The organism is Klebsiella sp. P1CD1 (genome assembly GCF_003790505.1).
Taxonomy (GTDB): Bacteria; Pseudomonadota; Gammaproteobacteria; order Enterobacterales; family Enterobacteriaceae; genus Klebsiella; species Klebsiella variicola.
This window is the reverse complement of record NZ_CP033631.1, coordinates 5,602,816-5,619,663: the sequence shown is the minus strand read 5'-3', so window position 1 is coordinate 5,619,663 and position 16,848 is coordinate 5,602,816. Positions and strand designations below refer to the sequence as shown.

The 16,848-nt window shown below is 54.7% G+C and carries 16 protein-coding genes; 10 read left to right on the top strand and 6 right to left on the bottom strand.

Translation table 11 applies throughout. The annotated features are described in order from the left end of the window. Positions 1 to 59 precede the first annotated feature (59 nt). Positions 60 to 1,469: a glutamate--ammonia ligase gene (gene glnA, locus DTA24_RS27760; protein WP_004203622.1), complete on the bottom strand. Its 1,410-nt coding sequence runs from the start codon at positions 1,467 to 1,469 to the stop codon at positions 60 to 62. 378 nt (positions 1,470 to 1,847) lie between these two features. On the opposite strand from glnA, the gene typA reads away from it, so the two are divergent. From typA to fabY, 5 genes are all read left to right on the top strand, one after another. Continuing rightward, positions 1,848 to 3,671 (top strand): ribosome-dependent GTPase TypA, encoded by a 1,824-nt coding sequence (typA, locus tag DTA24_RS27755; RefSeq protein WP_008807909.1) that lies wholly within the window; start codon positions 1,848 to 1,850, stop codon positions 3,669 to 3,671. Positions 3,672 to 3,805: 134 nt separating this feature from the next. Beyond that, positions 3,806 to 4,405: a glucose-1-phosphatase gene (gene yihX / locus DTA24_RS27750; protein WP_008807908.1), complete on the top strand. Its 600-nt coding sequence runs from the start codon at positions 3,806 to 3,808 to the stop codon at positions 4,403 to 4,405. Beyond that, the gene (locus tag DTA24_RS27745) at positions 4,399 to 5,259 is read left to right on the top strand and encodes a virulence factor BrkB family protein (RefSeq protein ID WP_008807907.1); all 861 of its coding nucleotides are present in this window, start codon (positions 4,399 to 4,401) and stop codon (positions 5,257 to 5,259) included. The genes yihX and DTA24_RS27745 overlap by 7 nt, the downstream gene beginning before the upstream one ends. Continuing rightward, a complete protein-coding gene (gene dtd, locus DTA24_RS27740; RefSeq protein WP_012543288.1) occupies positions 5,256 to 5,693 on the top strand; it encodes a D-aminoacyl-tRNA deacylase in 438 nt (145 codons plus the stop codon). Before DTA24_RS27745 ends, dtd begins: the two co-directional genes overlap by 4 nt. A gap of 44 nt (positions 5,694 to 5,737) precedes the next feature. Further along, entirely contained in the window at positions 5,738 to 6,679 is a 942-nt protein-coding gene (gene fabY, locus DTA24_RS27735; RefSeq protein ID WP_012543287.1) for a fatty acid biosynthesis protein FabY, read from the top strand. 14 nt (positions 6,680 to 6,693) lie between these two features. Here the strand turns inward: fabY and DTA24_RS27730 are convergent, their stop codons facing one another. Further along, positions 6,694 to 7,611, bottom strand: coding sequence for an alpha/beta hydrolase (locus tag DTA24_RS27730; RefSeq protein ID WP_110196585.1), 918 nt, complete (start codon positions 7,609 to 7,611; stop codon positions 6,694 to 6,696). 204 nt (positions 7,612 to 7,815) lie between these two features. Here DTA24_RS27730 and DTA24_RS27725 point away from each other — a divergent pair, with 204 nt between their 5' ends. Further along, complete coding sequence (locus DTA24_RS27725) at positions 7,816 to 8,058, top strand: CopG family transcriptional regulator (protein ID WP_004150355.1); 243 nt, start codon at positions 7,816 to 7,818, stop codon at positions 8,056 to 8,058. Continuing rightward, positions 8,058 to 8,441: a type II toxin-antitoxin system VapC family toxin gene (locus tag DTA24_RS27720; RefSeq protein WP_008807903.1), complete on the top strand. Its 384-nt coding sequence runs from the start codon at positions 8,058 to 8,060 to the stop codon at positions 8,439 to 8,441. The genes DTA24_RS27725 and DTA24_RS27720 overlap by 1 nt, the downstream gene beginning before the upstream one ends. Positions 8,442 to 8,613: 172 nt before the next feature. Here DTA24_RS27720 and fdhE read toward each other — a convergent pair whose 3' ends face one another. Genes fdhE through fdnG form a run of 4 tightly spaced genes read right to left on the bottom strand, consistent with a single transcriptional unit; the run spans position 8,614 to position 14,137 of the window. Then, positions 8,614 to 9,543: a formate dehydrogenase accessory protein FdhE gene (gene fdhE / locus DTA24_RS27715; protein WP_004150358.1), complete on the bottom strand. Its 930-nt coding sequence runs from the start codon at positions 9,541 to 9,543 to the stop codon at positions 8,614 to 8,616. After that, complete coding sequence (fdoI, locus tag DTA24_RS27710) at positions 9,540 to 10,175, bottom strand: formate dehydrogenase cytochrome b556 subunit (RefSeq protein ID WP_008807902.1); 636 nt, start codon at positions 10,173 to 10,175, stop codon at positions 9,540 to 9,542. The genes fdhE and fdoI overlap by 4 nt, the downstream gene beginning before the upstream one ends. After that, complete coding sequence (fdxH, locus tag DTA24_RS27705) at positions 10,172 to 11,074, bottom strand: formate dehydrogenase subunit beta (RefSeq protein WP_002882822.1); 903 nt, start codon at positions 11,072 to 11,074, stop codon at positions 10,172 to 10,174. Before fdxH ends, fdoI begins: the two co-directional genes overlap by 4 nt. Positions 11,075 to 11,086: 12 nt before the next feature. After that, positions 11,087 to 14,137 (bottom strand): formate dehydrogenase-N subunit alpha, encoded by a 3,051-nt coding sequence (gene fdnG / locus DTA24_RS27700; protein ID WP_164481359.1) that lies wholly within the window; start codon positions 14,135 to 14,137, stop codon positions 11,087 to 11,089. Between the two features lie 156 nt (positions 14,138 to 14,293). Between fdnG and fdhD the strand changes: the two genes are divergently transcribed. The 3 genes from fdhD (at position 14,294) to DTA24_RS27680 (ending at position 16,846) form a co-directional block, all read left to right on the top strand. Further along, positions 14,294 to 15,130: a formate dehydrogenase accessory sulfurtransferase FdhD gene (fdhD, locus tag DTA24_RS27690; RefSeq protein WP_012969233.1), complete on the top strand. Its 837-nt coding sequence runs from the start codon at positions 14,294 to 14,296 to the stop codon at positions 15,128 to 15,130. Between the two features lie 128 nt (positions 15,131 to 15,258). After that, positions 15,259 to 15,471: a YdgH/BhsA/McbA-like domain containing protein gene (locus tag DTA24_RS27685; RefSeq protein ID WP_004127125.1), complete on the top strand. Its 213-nt coding sequence runs from the start codon at positions 15,259 to 15,261 to the stop codon at positions 15,469 to 15,471. 394 nt (positions 15,472 to 15,865) lie between these two features. Then, a complete protein-coding gene (locus DTA24_RS27680) occupies positions 15,866 to 16,846 on the top strand; it encodes a 6-phosphofructokinase (RefSeq protein WP_008807898.1) in 981 nt (326 codons plus the stop codon). Positions 16,847 to 16,848 lie beyond the last annotated feature (2 nt).

Here is a 16,848-nt window from a genome sequence, read left to right as displayed (position 1 = left end):
AACAAAATATCCCGGGCATCCCGCGCCACAACACGACATACCCTGGATTTACAGCAAAATTAGACGCTGTAGTACAGTTCGAACTCAACCGGATGCGGAGTCATGCGTACGCGGTCGTTCTCTTCCAGACGCAGGGCGATATAAGCATCGATAGCGTCATTGGTGAACACGCCGCCAGCCGTCAGGAACTCACGGTCAGCATCCAGAGCCTGCAGGGCTTCTTCCAGAGAGCCTGCAACCTGCGGGATCTCTTTCGCTTCTTCCGGCGGCAGGTCATACAGGTTTTTGTCCATTGCTTCGCCCGGATGGATTTTGTTCTTGATACCATCAAGGCCAGCCATCAGCAGCGCCGCAAAGCACAGGTACGGGTTGGCAGCCGGGTCCGGGAAGCGCACTTCGATACGACGCGCTTTCGGAGAGGTCACCACCGGAATACGGATGGAGGCAGAGCGGTTACGCGCAGAGTAAGCCAGCATAACCGGCGCTTCGTAACCCGGGACCAGACGCTTGTAGGAGTTGGTGGTCGGGTTCGCCAGGGCGTTGATAGCTTTAGCGTGTTTGATTACGCCGCCGATGTAGAACAGCGCCTGCTCAGACAGACCTGCGTATTTGTCGCCGGAGAACAGGTTAGTCCCGTTTTTCGCCAGAGACATATGGCAGTGCATGCCGGAGCCGTTATCGCCGAACATTGGTTTCGGCATAAAGGTCGCGGTTTTACCGAAGCGGTGAGCGACGTTGTGAACAACGTATTTGTAAATCTGAATTTCGTCCGCTTTTTTGGTCATGGTGTTGAAGCGGGTTGCCACTTCGTTCTGACCTGCGGTAGCCACTTCGTGGTGGTGAGCTTCAACAACCAGGCCCATCTCTTCCATGATCATACACATGGTGGAACGGATATCCTGAGAAGAGTCTACTGGCGGAACCGGGAAGTAACCCCCTTTCACGCCCGGACGGTGACCTTTGTTACCGCCTTCGTATTTGGTGGAGGAGTTCCACGCACCTTCGATGTCATCGATCGCGACATGGGAGCCGGAGATAGAGGCGCCAAAACGGATGTCGTCGAACAGGAAGAATTCTGGTTCTGGCCCGAACAGGACGGTGTCAGCGATGCCGGTGGCGCGCAGGTACTCTTCAGCGCGTTTCGCGATGGAGCGCGGGTCACGGTCATAGCCCTGCAGGGTGCCTGGCTCGAGGATATCGCAGCGGATGATCAGGGTCGGTTCTTCGTAGAACGGGTCAATGACCGCGGTGGAAGCGTCCGGCATCAGGACCATGTCAGATTCGTTGATACCTTTCCAGCCACCGATCGAGGAGCCATCAAACATTTTGCCTTCTTCGAAGAATTCGGCATTTACCTGATGAGACGGAATCGTGACGTGCTGTTCTTTACCTTTGGTATCGGTGAAGCGCAGATCGACAAACTTCACTTCGTGCTCGTTCAGCATCGTCAAAACGTGTTCAGCGGACATACTTAAACTCTCCCGGATTGGTCATTGTCGTCGTGGTAACGAAAACTTCATACTGCTTAAAAGTGGCGTTGTTGCCTTAAAAAATATAAAGCGAAATCTGTGCCAACTTTTAAATGCCCTATAAAACGCTGTATCATGCGCACCATAGTGCAAAAGGACTGCACCATGATGGAGATAATGCACCAAAATAGTGCCTCAGTGTGAACATTGAGCACCATTTTGGTGCAATTTTTGTTACGGTGCCCTTTTATCGCTCCGTGAAAGCGGTCACAAAGAAACTCTGCAATACTTGTTTGCGGAGGATGTTTGTGATCCTGTTCAGTCCTTCGCTTAATACGTGTACAATAACGCGCTATTTCTAATGCCTGAGGCAAAGTTGTGATCGAAAATCTGCGTAATATCGCCATCATCGCGCACGTTGACCATGGTAAAACTACCCTGGTTGACAAGCTGCTACAGCAATCCGGTACGTTCGACGCACGTACTGAAGCACAAGAACGTGTGATGGACTCCAACGATTTGGAGAAAGAGCGTGGGATTACCATCCTCGCGAAAAACACCGCAATCAAATGGAATGATTACCGTATCAACATCGTTGATACCCCAGGGCACGCCGACTTCGGAGGTGAGGTTGAGCGTGTTATGTCCATGGTTGACTCTGTGCTGCTGGTGGTCGATGCCTTTGATGGCCCGATGCCGCAAACGCGCTTCGTGACCAAAAAAGCTTTTGCCCACGGCCTGAAGCCGATCGTGGTCATCAACAAAGTTGACCGCCCGGGCGCCCGTCCGGACTGGGTTGTCGATCAGGTCTTCGACCTGTTCGTTAACCTTGATGCGACCGACGAACAGCTGGACTTCCCGATCGTTTACGCGTCCGCGCTGAACGGTATCGCGGGCCTGGACCACGAAGACATGGCTGACGACATGACCCCGCTGTACCAGGCGATTGTTGATCGCGTGCCGGCGCCGGACGTTGACCTTGACGGTCCGCTGCAGATGCAGATCTCCCAGCTGGACTACAACAACTACGTTGGCGTCATCGGTATCGGCCGCATCAAACGCGGTAAAGTGAAGCCGAACCAGCAGGTCACTATCATCGATAGCGAAGGCAAAACCCGTAACGGTAAAGTCGGTAAAGTGCTGACTCACCTGGGTCTGGAGCGTATCGAGAGTGACGTAGCCGAAGCTGGCGACATCATCGCGATCACCGGTCTGGGCGAGCTGAACATCTCCGACACCATCTGCGATCCGCAGAATGTCGAAGCGCTGCCGGCACTGTCCGTTGATGAGCCGACCGTAACCATGTTCTTCAACGTCAACACCTCGCCGTTCTGCGGTAAAGAAGGTAAGTTCGTTACCTCTCGCCAGATCCTGGACCGTCTGAACAAAGAGCTGGTGCACAACGTGGCGCTGCGCGTTGAAGAAACCGAAGACGCTGATGCGTTCCGCGTTTCCGGCCGTGGTGAACTGCACCTGTCCGTTCTGATTGAAAACATGCGTCGTGAAGGTTTCGAGATGGCGGTTTCCCGTCCGAAAGTTATCTTCCGCGAAATCGATGGCCGTAAACAAGAGCCGTTCGAAAACGTGACGCTGGACGTCGAAGAGCAGCACCAGGGTTCTGTCATGCAGGCGCTGGGCGAGCGTAAAGGCGACCTGAAAAACATGAATCCAGACGGTAAAGGCCGCGTACGTCTCGACTACGTGATCCCAAGCCGTGGTCTGATCGGCTTCCGTTCAGAGTTCATGACCATGACTTCTGGTACCGGTCTGCTGTACTCCACCTTCAGCCACTACGACGACGTTCGTCCGGGCGAAGTGGGTCAGCGTAACAACGGCGTACTGATCTCTAACGGTCAGGGTAAAGCGGTTGCGTTCGCCCTGTTCGGTCTGCAGGATCGCGGTAAGCTGTTCCTCGGCCACGGCGCTGAAGTTTACGAAGGCCAGATCATCGGTATTCACAGTCGCTCTAACGACCTGACGGTAAACTGCCTGACCGGTAAGAAACTGACCAACATGCGTGCGTCCGGTACTGACGAAGCAACGGTTCTGGTTCCGCCGATTAAGATGACCCTGGAGCAGGCTCTGGAGTTCATCGATGACGACGAACTGGTAGAAGTGACCCCTACGTCTATCCGTATCCGTAAACGTCACCTGACTGAGAACGACCGTAAACGCGCAATGCGCGGTGCAAAAGAAGAGTAATTTTTCTTCTTGTTGTTCGCTAAACCCCGCCTCTCCGGCGGGGTTTCTTTTTTTCATTCCTGCATCATACGCCAATAGTCAAATCCTGCCTTTCCCGCTAAAGTTAATTTTCCACGGCGCGGAAGGAGACAAAAATGCTCTATATCTTTGATTTAGGTAATGTGATTGTCGACATTGACTTCAACCGGGTATTGGGAGCCTGGAGTGATTTAACCCGCATCCCGCTGGCGACGCTGAAGCAGCATTTCACCATGGGAGAGGCTTTCCACCAGCATGAGCGTGGCGAGATTAGCGATGAAGACTTTGCCGCCGCCATGTGTCATGAAATGAATATGTCCCTCAGCTATGAGCAGTTTGCTCACGGCTGGCAGGCGGTATTTGTCGCGCTGCGCCCGGAGGTAATTACCATCATGCATAAACTTCGTGCCCAGGGGCATCGGGTGGTGGTGCTCTCCAATACCAATCGTCTTCACACCACATTCTGGCCCGATGAATACCCGGAAGTGCGCGCTGCCGCCGATCGCATTTATCTGTCACAGGAGATGGGATTGCGTAAGCCTGAAGCGGAAATTTATCTGCGAGTACTGGAAGAAGAGGGATTTTCCGCCGCAGATACGGTCTTTTTTGATGATAACGTCGATAATATAGCAGGGGCCAACCGGTTAGGGATCACCAGTATTCTGGTGACCGGGAAGAAGACCATCCCTGACTATTTCGCGAATCAGTTATGCTAAAAACCGTTCAGCAAAAATTACACCACCATACCCGGCCGCTGCTGGCGTGGCTTAAGCTGCTGTGGCGGCGCATTGATGAAGACCATATGACGACCCTGGCGGGGAACCTCGCCTATGTGTCATTACTTTCCCTGGTGCCGCTGATAGCCGTCGTGTTCGCGCTGTTTGCGGCCTTTCCCATGTTTTCCGAAGTCAGCGTGCAGATTCGCCATTTTATCTTCGCCAATTTTATTCCGGCGACCGGGGATGTGATTCAGGGGTATATCGAACAGTTCGTGGCTAACTCCAGCCGTATGACCGCCGTAGGCGCGTTTGGCCTGATCGTCACCTCGCTGCTGCTGATGTACTCGATCGACAGCGCGCTAAACACCATCTGGCGCAGCACGCGCAGCCGTCCCAAAGTTTACTCCTTTGCCGTTTACTGGATGATCCTGACTCTTGGCCCGCTGCTGGCAGGCGCCAGCCTGGCGATCAGTTCGTATCTGCTGTCGCTGCGCTGGGCGAGCGATCTGGACGGCGTGATTGATAATCTACTCCGCCTCTTCCCGCTGATCCTTTCATGGGCGGCATTCTGGCTGCTCTACAGTATTGTACCGACCACCCAGGTGCGTAACCGCGATGCAGTGATCGGGGCGCTAGTGGCGGCGCTGCTGTTCGAGGCAGGTAAAAAAGCGTTTGCCCTCTATATCACCACCTTTCCGTCCTATCAGTTAATTTATGGCGTGATTTCGGTGGTGCCGATTTTGTTCGTCTGGGTGTACTGGACCTGGTGTATCGTCTTGCTTGGCGCTGAAATTACTGTCACTCTCGGTGAATACCGCAAACTTAAAACAGAAGAAACAGAACAACCATGATTGCATTAATTCAACGCGTATCCCGTGCAAGCGTTACCGTGGAGGATGAAGTGACGGGCGAAATTGGTCCGGGGCTTCTGGTGCTGCTGGGCGTCGAGAAAGACGATGATGAACAAAAGGCGAATCGCCTTTGTGAACGGGTGCTGGGCTACCGCATCTTCAGCGATGCGGAAGGGAAAATGAACCTGAATGTCCAGCAGGCGGGCGGCAGCGTGCTGGTGGTTTCGCAATTTACGCTGGCGGCGGATACCGAGCGGGGGATGCGACCGAGTTTCTCGAAAGGCGCTGCCCCTGACCGCGCCGAGGCGCTATATGAGTATTTCGTCGCCCGCTGTCGCCAGCAGGAAATGAACACCCAGACCGGAAGATTCGCTGCGGATATGCAGGTTTCTTTGGTCAATGATGGTCCCGTGACCTTTTGGTTGCAGGTATGACCCAGCTTCCGGGCAGGCTGCGGGTAACAAAAGAGAGTACGACTATGTATCACCTTCGTGTACCGCAAACAGCAGAAGAGTTAGAGAGCTACTACCAGTTCCGCTGGGAGATGCTGCGTAAGCCGCTGCATCAGCCAAAAGGATCGGAACGCGACGCCTGGGATGCGATGGCGCATCATCAGATGGTGGTGGATGAAGAGGGCAATCTGGTTGCCGTCGGCCGACTGTATATCAATGCGGAAAATGAAGCCTCCATTCGCTTTATGGCCGTTCATCCCTCCGTACAGGATAAAGGGCTGGGGACGCTGATGGCGATGACCCTGGAGTCGGTAGCGCGTCAGGAAGGGGTGAAGCGGGTCACCTGTAGCGCCCGCGAAGATGCGGTGGAGTTTTTCGCCAAGCTTGGCTTTGTCAATCAGGGGGAGATCACTACCCCGACCACCACGCCGATCCGTCATTTTCTGATGATTAAACCGATCGCGTCGCTGGACGATATTTTGCACCGTGGCGACTGGTGCGCGCAGCTCCAGCAGGCGTGGTATCAGCATATCCCGCTGAGTGAAAAAATGGGCGTACGCATTCAGCAGTACACCGGGCAGAAATTTATAACCACCATGCCGGAAGCGGGGAACCAGAATCCGCACCATACGCTGTTTGCCGGTAGCCTGTTTTCGTTAGCGACCCTGACCGGATGGGGACTTATCTGGCTGATGCTGCGCGAGCGGCATCTGGGGGGCACCATCATTTTGGCGGATGCGCATATTCGATACAGTCAGCCCATTAGCGGCCGCCCCAGCGCCATCGCCGACCTGGGATCGCTGAGCGGCGACCTCGACCGCCTGGCGCGTGGGCGTAAAGCCCGCGTGCAAATGCAGGTGGAGCTTTTTGGCGATGATAAACAGGGTGCGGTTTTCGAGGGGATCTACATCGTGCTGCCGGCGAAGCCTTTTGGTTCGTACGAAGAGGGCGGCAACGAGGAAGAGTAAGTGCCCTCTGGCCGTTATCGTCCTGGCGATGCCACACGCCAGGCGATATCCCGCATAGCATCACGCGCGGCGTGGCTGACGCCACCCAGCTGAAAGAAGCCGTGGATCACCCCCAGATAACGCTGACAGGAACTCTCCACCCCTTGCTCCGTCAGCCTTCGGTACAGCACTTCGCCCTCATCGCGTAAAGGATCGAACTCCGCCGTCAGAATATGCACCGGTGGCAGCCCGTTAAAATCTTCGCGCCAGAGCGGACTGGCATCCGGATGGTTTGCCGGCGTCGAGGCGAGGTACATTTCGTAGCCGCTCAGTAGCGTGTCCCGGGTAATCACATAGTCATCGCCATTGCTGAGGTAGCTCGCCATGCTGGCGGTGGGGTCAAGCATCGGATAAATCAGAATCAGTTGTGCAGGATGCCACGCCGCTTTCGCTTTCAGGCGCAGGGCCGTGACCAGGGCGAGGTGCCCGCCGGCGCTGTCGCCAGCCAGGGTGATACGTGATGCGTCAACGCCAAGCTGCTCCGCGTGCCGGTGGATAATCATGACACCTTGTTCTGCGTCATCGTGCGCCGCCGGAAAGGTATGCTCCGGCGCCAGGCGGTACTGTACAGCGATCACCCGGCAACCGCTGAACATGGCTAACTGACGGAGTTGGTTATCGTGGGTGGTAAAGCCGCCACTGACAAAACAGCCGCCGTGGTAGTAGATAAGCGTGGGTAGCAGGCCGTCGGCAGTGGGCGGTGAAACGACGCGGAAGTGCATCCCCTCCAGGGTGATATCCTCCACCCGCACTCGCGTTTCCGTCTCCCCGGCGAGTACTGTACTGGCGATATAGCCGGCCCTCCGATCATCAATATGTTGATCGCGCGATGACGGACGACCTGCCGCAATAAATGCCTCAACCAGCGAAGCAATCCCTTTCTCCAGCGCCATATGTAGTTCCTTGTACTGTTTTAATATCCAGTGTTATAGCCTGGATTATGGCGAAAAGACAGGCCTGTTGAGGTCGCTTGTGCATTATGGAAAGCGGCTCGCAAAAATGCGTTTACCTGGCAAAATCCTTTTTGTTTCCGATTTCAAAAGCTGTAGATTGCTCATAACTTCATCACTGGTGATATACTTGAGGTATATATGAGCATGATGGCTGAAAGGGATATGGGCAGAATTCTTCTCGATTTATCAGACGATGTCATTCAACGTCTCGATGACCTCAAAGTGCAGCGTAACATTCCGCGAGCGGAACTGTTACGTGAAGCGGTTGAACAATATCTGGAGAAACAAGATCGAGCTAAAGATACCATCTCCAGTGCGCTGGGTCTGTGGCAAGACTGCGAAGAAGACGGCATGGAATATCAACGTCAGCTACGCAAGGAGTGGTAATGACCTCCGGATCTGCGCTTTTTGATACCAATATTCTTATTGATTTATTTAGCGGGCGTCGCGAAGCCAAACAGGCGCTGGAGGCCTGGCCACCGCAGAATGCGATCAGTCTGATTACCTGGATGGAGGTGATGGTTGGCGCTAAAAAATATCACCAGGAGCAGCGCACGCGAATGGCGCTAAGCACCTTTAATATCATTAACATCTCACAGGATATTGCAGAGCGAAGCGTTGCGCTGCGGCAGGAGTATAAGCTTAAGCTGCCGGATGCCATCATTCTGGCGACGGCGCAACTCCATCGTCTGGAACTGATTACGCGGAATACGAAGGATTTTGCCGGTATTCCTGGCGTAGTCACGCCGTACGAACTACACCCTGAATAATTCGAGTGGCAGGAGGACGACAAGTGAGCGACAAACTCGTCTGAAACGAGTGTGTCCAGCCAAAGGCTGACCTCTGATGACAGTCAGTGGCTCGGGTAGTCATCCTTGCCTACGCTCGTGTCGCAAGAAGGAAAGCGGGCGGCAAGAGCCGCCCGAAATCACACCGCAGAACTTACTCCCCTTCGCCGGGGAACATGAACGGGTTAATTGAGCTCCTGGCGAAGCCTTCCTGTTCCATACGGGCGTCGAGCACCAGGGACGCCAAATCGTCGGCGACGGCTTCGACTTTCGGATCCTTCTCCTGATACATAATCTTCAGGTAGGTTCCGCAGTCGCCACAGCTTTCGGCTTTCACCGCTGCCTGCTCGTTGTCCAGCGACCAGTAGTGCAGGTCGCGGCTCTGTTCACAGTTGCTGCACTTGACGCGCACCACGTGCCACTCGGTTTCGCACAGGTTGCAGTGCAGATAGCGCAGCCCCTGAGTGGTGCCGATCTGCACGATGCTGGAGACCGGCATCGAGCCGCATACCGGGCAGAACTGACGCTGTTCGCCGTATTCGGCGCGCGCTTTCCCCGGGATCAGGCTGGCCATCTGCGCCCAGTAGAGCGACAACGCGGCCCAGATGAACGGCGCTTTATCACTGCTGACGGAGGCGAAGTCGGAAACAAACAGCGCGCTGGCCATCTGCTCCAGCTCCTGCTCAGAGGCTTTTTCCAGATTCTCAATGACCGCCAGCGCCGGGCCGCTCATTTCCGGCTTCAGCTCGGCAATCAGCGAGTGCAACAGCTTGTGCCAGTGCTTGTCGCGCGGCAGAACGTGGATATCCAGCGGCGGTTTACCCTGTTCGCTGGCCGCTTTAATGCGAGCCGTCAGATCCATCTGCAGCGGATGGTCGTACAGCACCACTTCCTGGGCATGGGCGATCAGCGCGGCAAAGCGCAGGTAATCGCCCAGCGGGTTGTTGGCGGCCAGCTCACGCAGGCGTTCAGCGCGGCGGTTATAAAGATTTTTCAGCCTGGGGAACAGTAACGGCGGAATTGCTTCCGCCGTGCGTTTCTCGCTCGAACCCAGCTCGTCTTGCGGGATTATGCGAATACTCATTCAGATGACTTTTCCTGTTTCTGGCGGACCTCTCGGTACCAGCGCGGGTGATGTTTCTTCGCCCACGTTTTGGTAACCCAGCCTTCCACCATCGCGGTAATGGTGCCTTTCACCCAGAGGGCGGCGTAGATATGCACCATGATAACCACAATTAACGCCACTGCGGCAAATGAATGCAGCATCAGCGCAAATCGGATCACCGGGATTGAGAAAGCCGGCGCAAAATACGGACGCCAGATGATCACACCGCTCACCAGCAGCAGTACCAGCAAAATAATCGCCGCCCAGAACACGCATTTCTGGCCGAAGTTATAGCGCCCGGTATCGCCCACCTCCTCGTTGACGACGATCTTACGAATATTCTTCGCCCAAAAGATATCATCCCGATTGATTAGGTTGTGGTGCCAGTAACGGAAAAACATGATGATAAACGACGCGAACATCACCACCCCGACGAACGGGTGGAGAATACGCGCCAGCTGCGGCGTACCGAGAATATGCATCAGCCAGTTAAAGGACGGGAAGAAAAAGCCTAACCCGCTCACTGCCGCCAGGACGAAGCAGAAGGCGGTGACCCAGTGGTTGATGCGTTCCGGCGCCGTGTAGCGCACGATGGTGTCACGTCTTTTCATTTGCGCACCTCGTCTTTCTCTTCATGCAGGTTGTCCTCTTCCTCTTCCGCGCGGTTCGGACCGACGCCGACGTAGTGGAAGATACTGGCTGCGAAGGTCGCGGCGAAGCCGACGGCCGCCAGCGGTTTCCAGATGCCTTTCCAGAACTTCACGGTCTGGCTGATCTCCGGGTTTTCCGGCAGGCCATGGTACAGATTCGGCTTGTCGGCATGGTGCAGCACGTACATGACGTGGGTGCCGCCGACGCCGGCCGGATCGTACAGGCCCGCATTGTCATAACCGCGGGTTTTCAGCTCAGCCACGCGTTCACCGGCCAGCGTTTTCATATCCTCTTTGGAGCCAAAGTGGATTGCGCCGGTCGGACAGGTTTTCACGCAGGCAGGCTCCTGGCCGACGGTCACGCGGTCTACGCACAGGGTACATTTGTAGACGCGGTTGTCTTCCGGGTTCAGACGCGGTACATCGAACGGACAGCCGGCGATACAGTAGCCGCAGCCGATGCACTGCTCGGACTGGAAGTCGACGATACCGTTGGCGTACTGAATGATCGCGCCTTCTGACGGGCAGGCCTTCAGGCAGCCCGGGTCCGCGCAATGCATGCAGCCATCCTTGCGAATGAGCCATTCCAGCTTGTCGTTTTGTTCCACTTCCGAGAAGCGCATGACCGTCCATGACTTGGCGGTCAGGTCCGCCGGGTTGTCATACACCCCGACGTTGTGACCGACTTCATCACGAATATCGTTCCATTCGGAGCAGGCCACCTGACAGGCTTTGCAGCCGATACAGGTGGTGACGTCGATAAGCTTCGCCACCTCCTGCTGGTGGTCCCGCGCCTGAGGCGCGGGGGTGAAACCGTTAGTCGCGGAACGACGAATAATATCTTGCGATTGATAAGCCATAAGTCGTCTCCGTTACACCTTTTCCACGTTCACGAGGAAAGCTTTGAACTCCGGTGTCTGCGTATTTGCATCACCGACGAACGGCGTCAGGGTATTAGCAATAAAGCCTTTTTTCGCTACGCCCTCATAGCCCCAGTGAATAGGAATGCCGATGGTATCGATATCCTTACCGTCAACTTTCAGCGTGCGAATACGCTTGGTCACCACTGCCTTGGCTTTGATATAGCCGCGGTTAGAGGAAACTTTCACGGTATCGCCGTGGCCGATGCCAAGCTTATTCGCCAGTTTTTCACCAATCTCCACAAACTGCTCCGGCTGCGCGATGGCGTTAAGTAGCGCGTGTTTGGTCCAGTAGTGGAAGTGCTCGGTCAGGCGGTAAGTTGTGCCGACGTAAGGGAACTTATCGGCCTTACCCATCTGCTCGAGATCGCCTTTGAAGACGCGAGCGGCCGGGTTAGAGACCACGTCTGGATGCAGCGGGTTAGTCCCCAGCGGCGTTTCAAACGGTTCGTAGTGTTCCGGGAACGGCCCTTCCGCCATTTTATCAATAGCGAACAGACGGCCCATCCCTTCCGGCTGCATGATAAACGGACCGACGTCGCTGCCAGGGGCGGCGGCGCTGTAGTCCGGAATATCCACGCCGCCCCATTTCGCGCCGTCCCACTTCAGCAACTGACGCTTCGCATCCCACGGTTTACCCTGCGGGTCCGCGGAGGCGCGGTTATACAGGATGCGGCGGTTGAGCGGCCAGGCCCAGGCCCAGCCCAGCGTGTTGCCGAGGCCTGACGGGTCGGCGTTATCGCGGCGCGCCATCTGGTTGCCGTCCGGCGTCCAGCTACCGGCGAAGATCCAGCAGCCGCTGGAGGTGGTGCCGTCGTCGCGCAGCTGTGCGAAGGAGCTCAGCTGCTGCCCTTTCTTAACGATTACCGCGCCGGTTGCCGGATCGGTAATATCCGCCAGCGCTTTACCGTTGCTTTCCATCGCCACTTCTTCAGATGCCGGCTCGTGCGGAGTGGAGTAGTTCCACGTCATGTTGAGCACCGGCTCCGGCGCTGGTCCGCCCTCTTCGGCATACATCTTACGCAGGCGAGTGAAGATACCGGCGAGGATTTCGCCATCGGTCACGGCGATCCCCGGGGCGTCCGCGCCTTTCCAGTGCCACTGCAACCAGCGGCCGGAGTTGACGATAGAACCGTTTTCTTCGGCGAAGCAGGTGGACGGCAGACGGAATACTTCGGTCTGGATTTTCGACGGGTCAACATCGTTGGACTCACCGTGGTTTTGCCAGAAGGTGGACGTTTCGGTGTTGAGCGGGTCGATGGTTACAAGGAACTTCAGCTTCGACAGGGAAGCCACTACCTTGTTTTTGTTCGGGAACGAGGCGACCGGGTTAAAGCCCTGGCAAATATAGCCATTCACTTTGCCCTGATTCATCATCTCGAAATACTGCAGGACGTCGTAGCTCTTATCCCATTTCGGCAGCCAGTCAAAGCCCCAGCTGTTTTCTGCCGTAGCTTTGTCGCCGAAGAAGGCTTTCATCATGGAGACGAAGAACTTCGGATAGTTGCCCCAGTAGTTAACCTGATCTTTCAGCAGCGGCTTCGGCGTGTTAGCCGTCAGGTAGGTCTGCAGGTCGGCCTGTTTTTCATTCGGCAGCGACATGTAGCCCGGCAGGCTGGTGGAGAGCAGGCCGAGGTCGGTCAGACCCTGGATATTGGAGTGACCGCGCAGGGCGTTGACACCGCCGCCGGCCATCCCCATGTTGCCGAGCAGCAGCTGGATCATCGCCATGGTGCGGATGTTCTGTGCGCCGATGGAGTGCTGGGTCCAGCCGAGAGCATACAGGAACGACGCGGTCTTATCCGGCGCGCTGGTTTCGGCAATGTATTCGCAAACTTTAAGGAAGTCGGCCTTCGGCGTACCGCAGATGTTTTCGACTACATCCGGGGTATAACGAGAAACGTGCTGCTTCAGCAGGTTCCAGACGCAGCGCGGATGTTGCAGCGTGGTATCGCGTTTGGCGAAGCCGTTCTCATCCAGCTCATAGTTCCAGCTGGTTTTGTCGTACTGGCGTTTTTCTGCGTTATAGCCGCTGAACAGCCCGTCGTCGAAGCTGTAGTCCTCACGCACGATCAGGCTGGCGTTGGTGTAGGCTTCGGTGTATTCGCGGTTGAATTTTTCGTTATTCAGCAGGTACAGGATCACGCCCGACAGGAAGGTTATGTCGGTACCGGAACGAATTGGGGTATAGAAGTCAGCCACCGACGCCGTACGCGTAAAGCGCGGATCGATAACGATGAGCTTGGCGCCATTATGAATTTTGGCTTCCATCGCCCAGCGGAACCCCACCGGATGCGCTTCTGCGGCGTTACCGCCCATCACCACGATCAGGTTGGCGTTCTTAATATCCACCCAGTGGTTGGTCATCGCACCGCGACCAAATGTTGGAGCAAGACTTGCTACCGTTGGTCCGTGTCAGACACGCGCCTGGTTATCCACCGCCAGCATCCCGAGGGCGCGGGTGAATTTTTGCGTTAAATAACCGGTTTCGTTACTGGAGGCGGAGGCGCACAGCATCCCGGTGGTCAACCAGCGGTTGACGGTGGTGCCGGCGTCGTTTTGCGCGATAAAGTTGGCGTCGCGGTCCTCTTTCATCAGCTTGGCGATGCGATCAAACGCTTCGTCCCAGCTGATTTGCTGCCATTTATCGGAACCTGGCGCGCGATATTCCGGGAATTTCAGGCGGCTTTCAGAATGGATAAAGTCCACCAGACCGGCCCCTTTCGGGCAGAGCGCACCACGGTTAACCGGATGATCCGGATCGCCTTCGATATGGAAAATGGATGCTTTGGCGTTTTTTGCGCCGTCGCCGAGGCTATACATCAACAGCCCACAGCCGACAGAACAGTATGTACAGGTGTTACGGGTTTCTCGCGTGCGCAGCAATTTGTACTGCCGTGTCTCCGCGAGCGCAGTTGCCGGGGCAAAGCCCAGCGCTGCTGCCGTGGTTCCCGCCATACCGCCAGCGCAGATCTTAAAGAACTGCCTTCTGCTGACCTGCATGGTTCGCTCCTTGTTTCGACATTGTCACATGTAGTTATTTGCTTTGCGGTGAAGGCCGCAAAGGTTCAGAATTAGGGCTAATTTCCCTCATTCCTGAAGGGATAAAAACAGAATACCACATTGTGTGTATGCCTGTTCCAATACGGTTAAAGCAAAGTGAACAAGAAGCCTCTCGAACAAATCAAAAATGTGACGAATGTCACAGGATATCGCCAGGTCTCCCTCTGGAAACGCGAGGATCTGCAACACCCTCAGCCAGACGAGTTAGCCGAAGAAATTCCCGTCGCTCTGGTCTACAACGGTATCTCCCATGTGGTGATGATGGCCACGCCGAAAGACCTGGAGCAATTCGCCGTCGGCTTTTCCTTATCCGAAGGGATTATCGAGCATCGGCGGGAGATTTTCGGCATGGACGTGGTGTCGGTGTGCAATGGCCTTGAGGTACAGATTGAGCTCTCCAGCCGACGTTTTATGGGGCTCAAAGCCCGGCGTCGCGCGCTGGCCGGGCGCACCGGCTGCGGGGTATGCGGCGTCGAGCAGCTCAATGATATTGGTAAGCCAGTTCAGCCGCTACCGTTCACTCAGACGTTCGATCTAGCCAACCTCGACCACGCCCTGGCGCATCTTAACGACTTTCAACCGGTCGGCCGGCTCACCGGCTGTACCCATGCGGCTGCCTGGGTCAGGACGACTGGCGAGCTGGCGGGCGGTTTTGAAGACGTTGGCCGGCATGTCGCCCTGGATAAACTGCTGGGCCAGCGCGCGGAAATTGGCGAGGACTGGCAGCATGGCGCCGCGCTGGTCTCCAGCCGCGCCAGCTATGAAATGGTGCAGAAGGCCGCGATGTGCGGCGTCGAGATCCTGTTCGCGGTCTCGGCGGCCACCACCTTAGCGGTGGAAGTGGCCGAGCGATGCAATCTGACGCTGGTGGGCTTTTGCAAGCCGGGCAGGGCGACAGTTTACACCCATCCGCAGCGTTTAATTGCGGGTTAAATATCGATCAATAAATTTGAACAATGACAGCAAATCCTTCCGCTTTTTGTTTAGCGATGTGCGGGCTACTATTTAACACATCAAGGCACGGCGCCTTATCTAAACAACTAAATGAAAGGGTTTATATCATGAAAAGCATCAAAACTTTTGTCGCAGTAATCGCACTGGCCGCTTCTTTTGGTTCATTCGCTGCTGAAACCGTGACCGCCACCGCTGCCACGATGGATGGTGCGGAAGCGAAAATCGCTGCTCAGGCGCAGGCTGCTGGCGCTTCGTCTTACAAAATTACCGAAGCCTTTACCGGCAACCGCGTGCATATGACTGCGGAACTGAACAAATAAGCATAAAGTTACTGTCGAAAGAGCGCCTTAGGGCGCTTTTTTTGTTTCGCTTCCCGCATCGGCGAAATTACCCGATATTCCCCTCTGCTACGAAAAAAATGTGGCAGTAATCACGTTTCCGTTCTTTTCTTAAATCCCTATATTAACGGCAAAGGAAAGGTCTGCACGCCTGAATATCTCGATATTTTAACGCTATGAAATATAAAGATATTAAAAACAGAAAGCGATGGCGATCACCCTCTTTAAATGAGATGTTTATCACATAAATAAGCATGTCACTGCTACTGTCAACCATTCACTGACGTAATTTAATACGCATTATGTGATCTTTATTGCAAATAGAAGGCTTGTACTCAGGGAAAAATGTTGTCAGGCAAATGAGCGAGGAAGCGTCATGAAAATTGGCATCGTTATTAGCGGCGGGGATGTTTCGGGAATGAATAATTTTATATTCCAGGTAGCCAGGCAGGCTAATGCCGATATCACGCTGTTTAATGGCGGTATTCCAGGGCTACTGGAGAAAAGTCATCAGGATATGGCGTGGCGCGATCTGGTTGATTTCTCCATTACCGCGGTGCCGATCATTACCTCGGGGCGAACCAGTCGCAAACTGCAGCGCAGTGAATATGAAAGCATTGCTAAAAAACTTAAATCTCTGCGTATTGATGTGCTCATTATGGCCGGGGGGGATGGCAGCCTGCAGTTTCTGAATACCCTTAGTGAATTTGAGATTAATTGCTTTGGTGTCGGGATGACTATCGATAATGATGTGTATGGCAGTGATTATACGATTGGTTTTTCCACGGCCTGTGAGCAAATTATTAAAGAAGTCTCCCGTTTAAGAAATACCGGAAGAGCGCTGCCGGGTCGGGTTTTTATGGTTGAGATATTAGGAGGCTATTGTGGAGAACTAACGTTACAGTCCGCCATTAAATGTAATGCTGATATTGCCCTGATCCCGGAGGCACAGATGCCGCTGACCATGCTTGCGGAACGGATTACCCGGAAGCTGAGCATGCAAAATAGCGTCGTGATCCTCTGCTCAGAAGGCTATACCAAAGAGTACTCTCCCGGCTTTCAGGGGGCGATTGATACCATGATTAAACAGCTGGAACCACAAATAGGTGTCCGTATCCGTAAAACGATCGTCGGCTATGGTTTACGCAGCGGTGATCCAACCTGTGAAGAGATTTATCAGGGTACCATTATGGCCAGTGAAGTGGTTCGCTGTATTCAGTCAGGTATGAAAAATAAAGCCATAATAATTAATTCCAGTAACAAACCTATTCCGATTGATCTAGTCAGTATGAAAAAACGTCTGGTCGATACTGAAGGACATCATTATAAACTTGCCAAGCAACTCAATATTATTTGAGG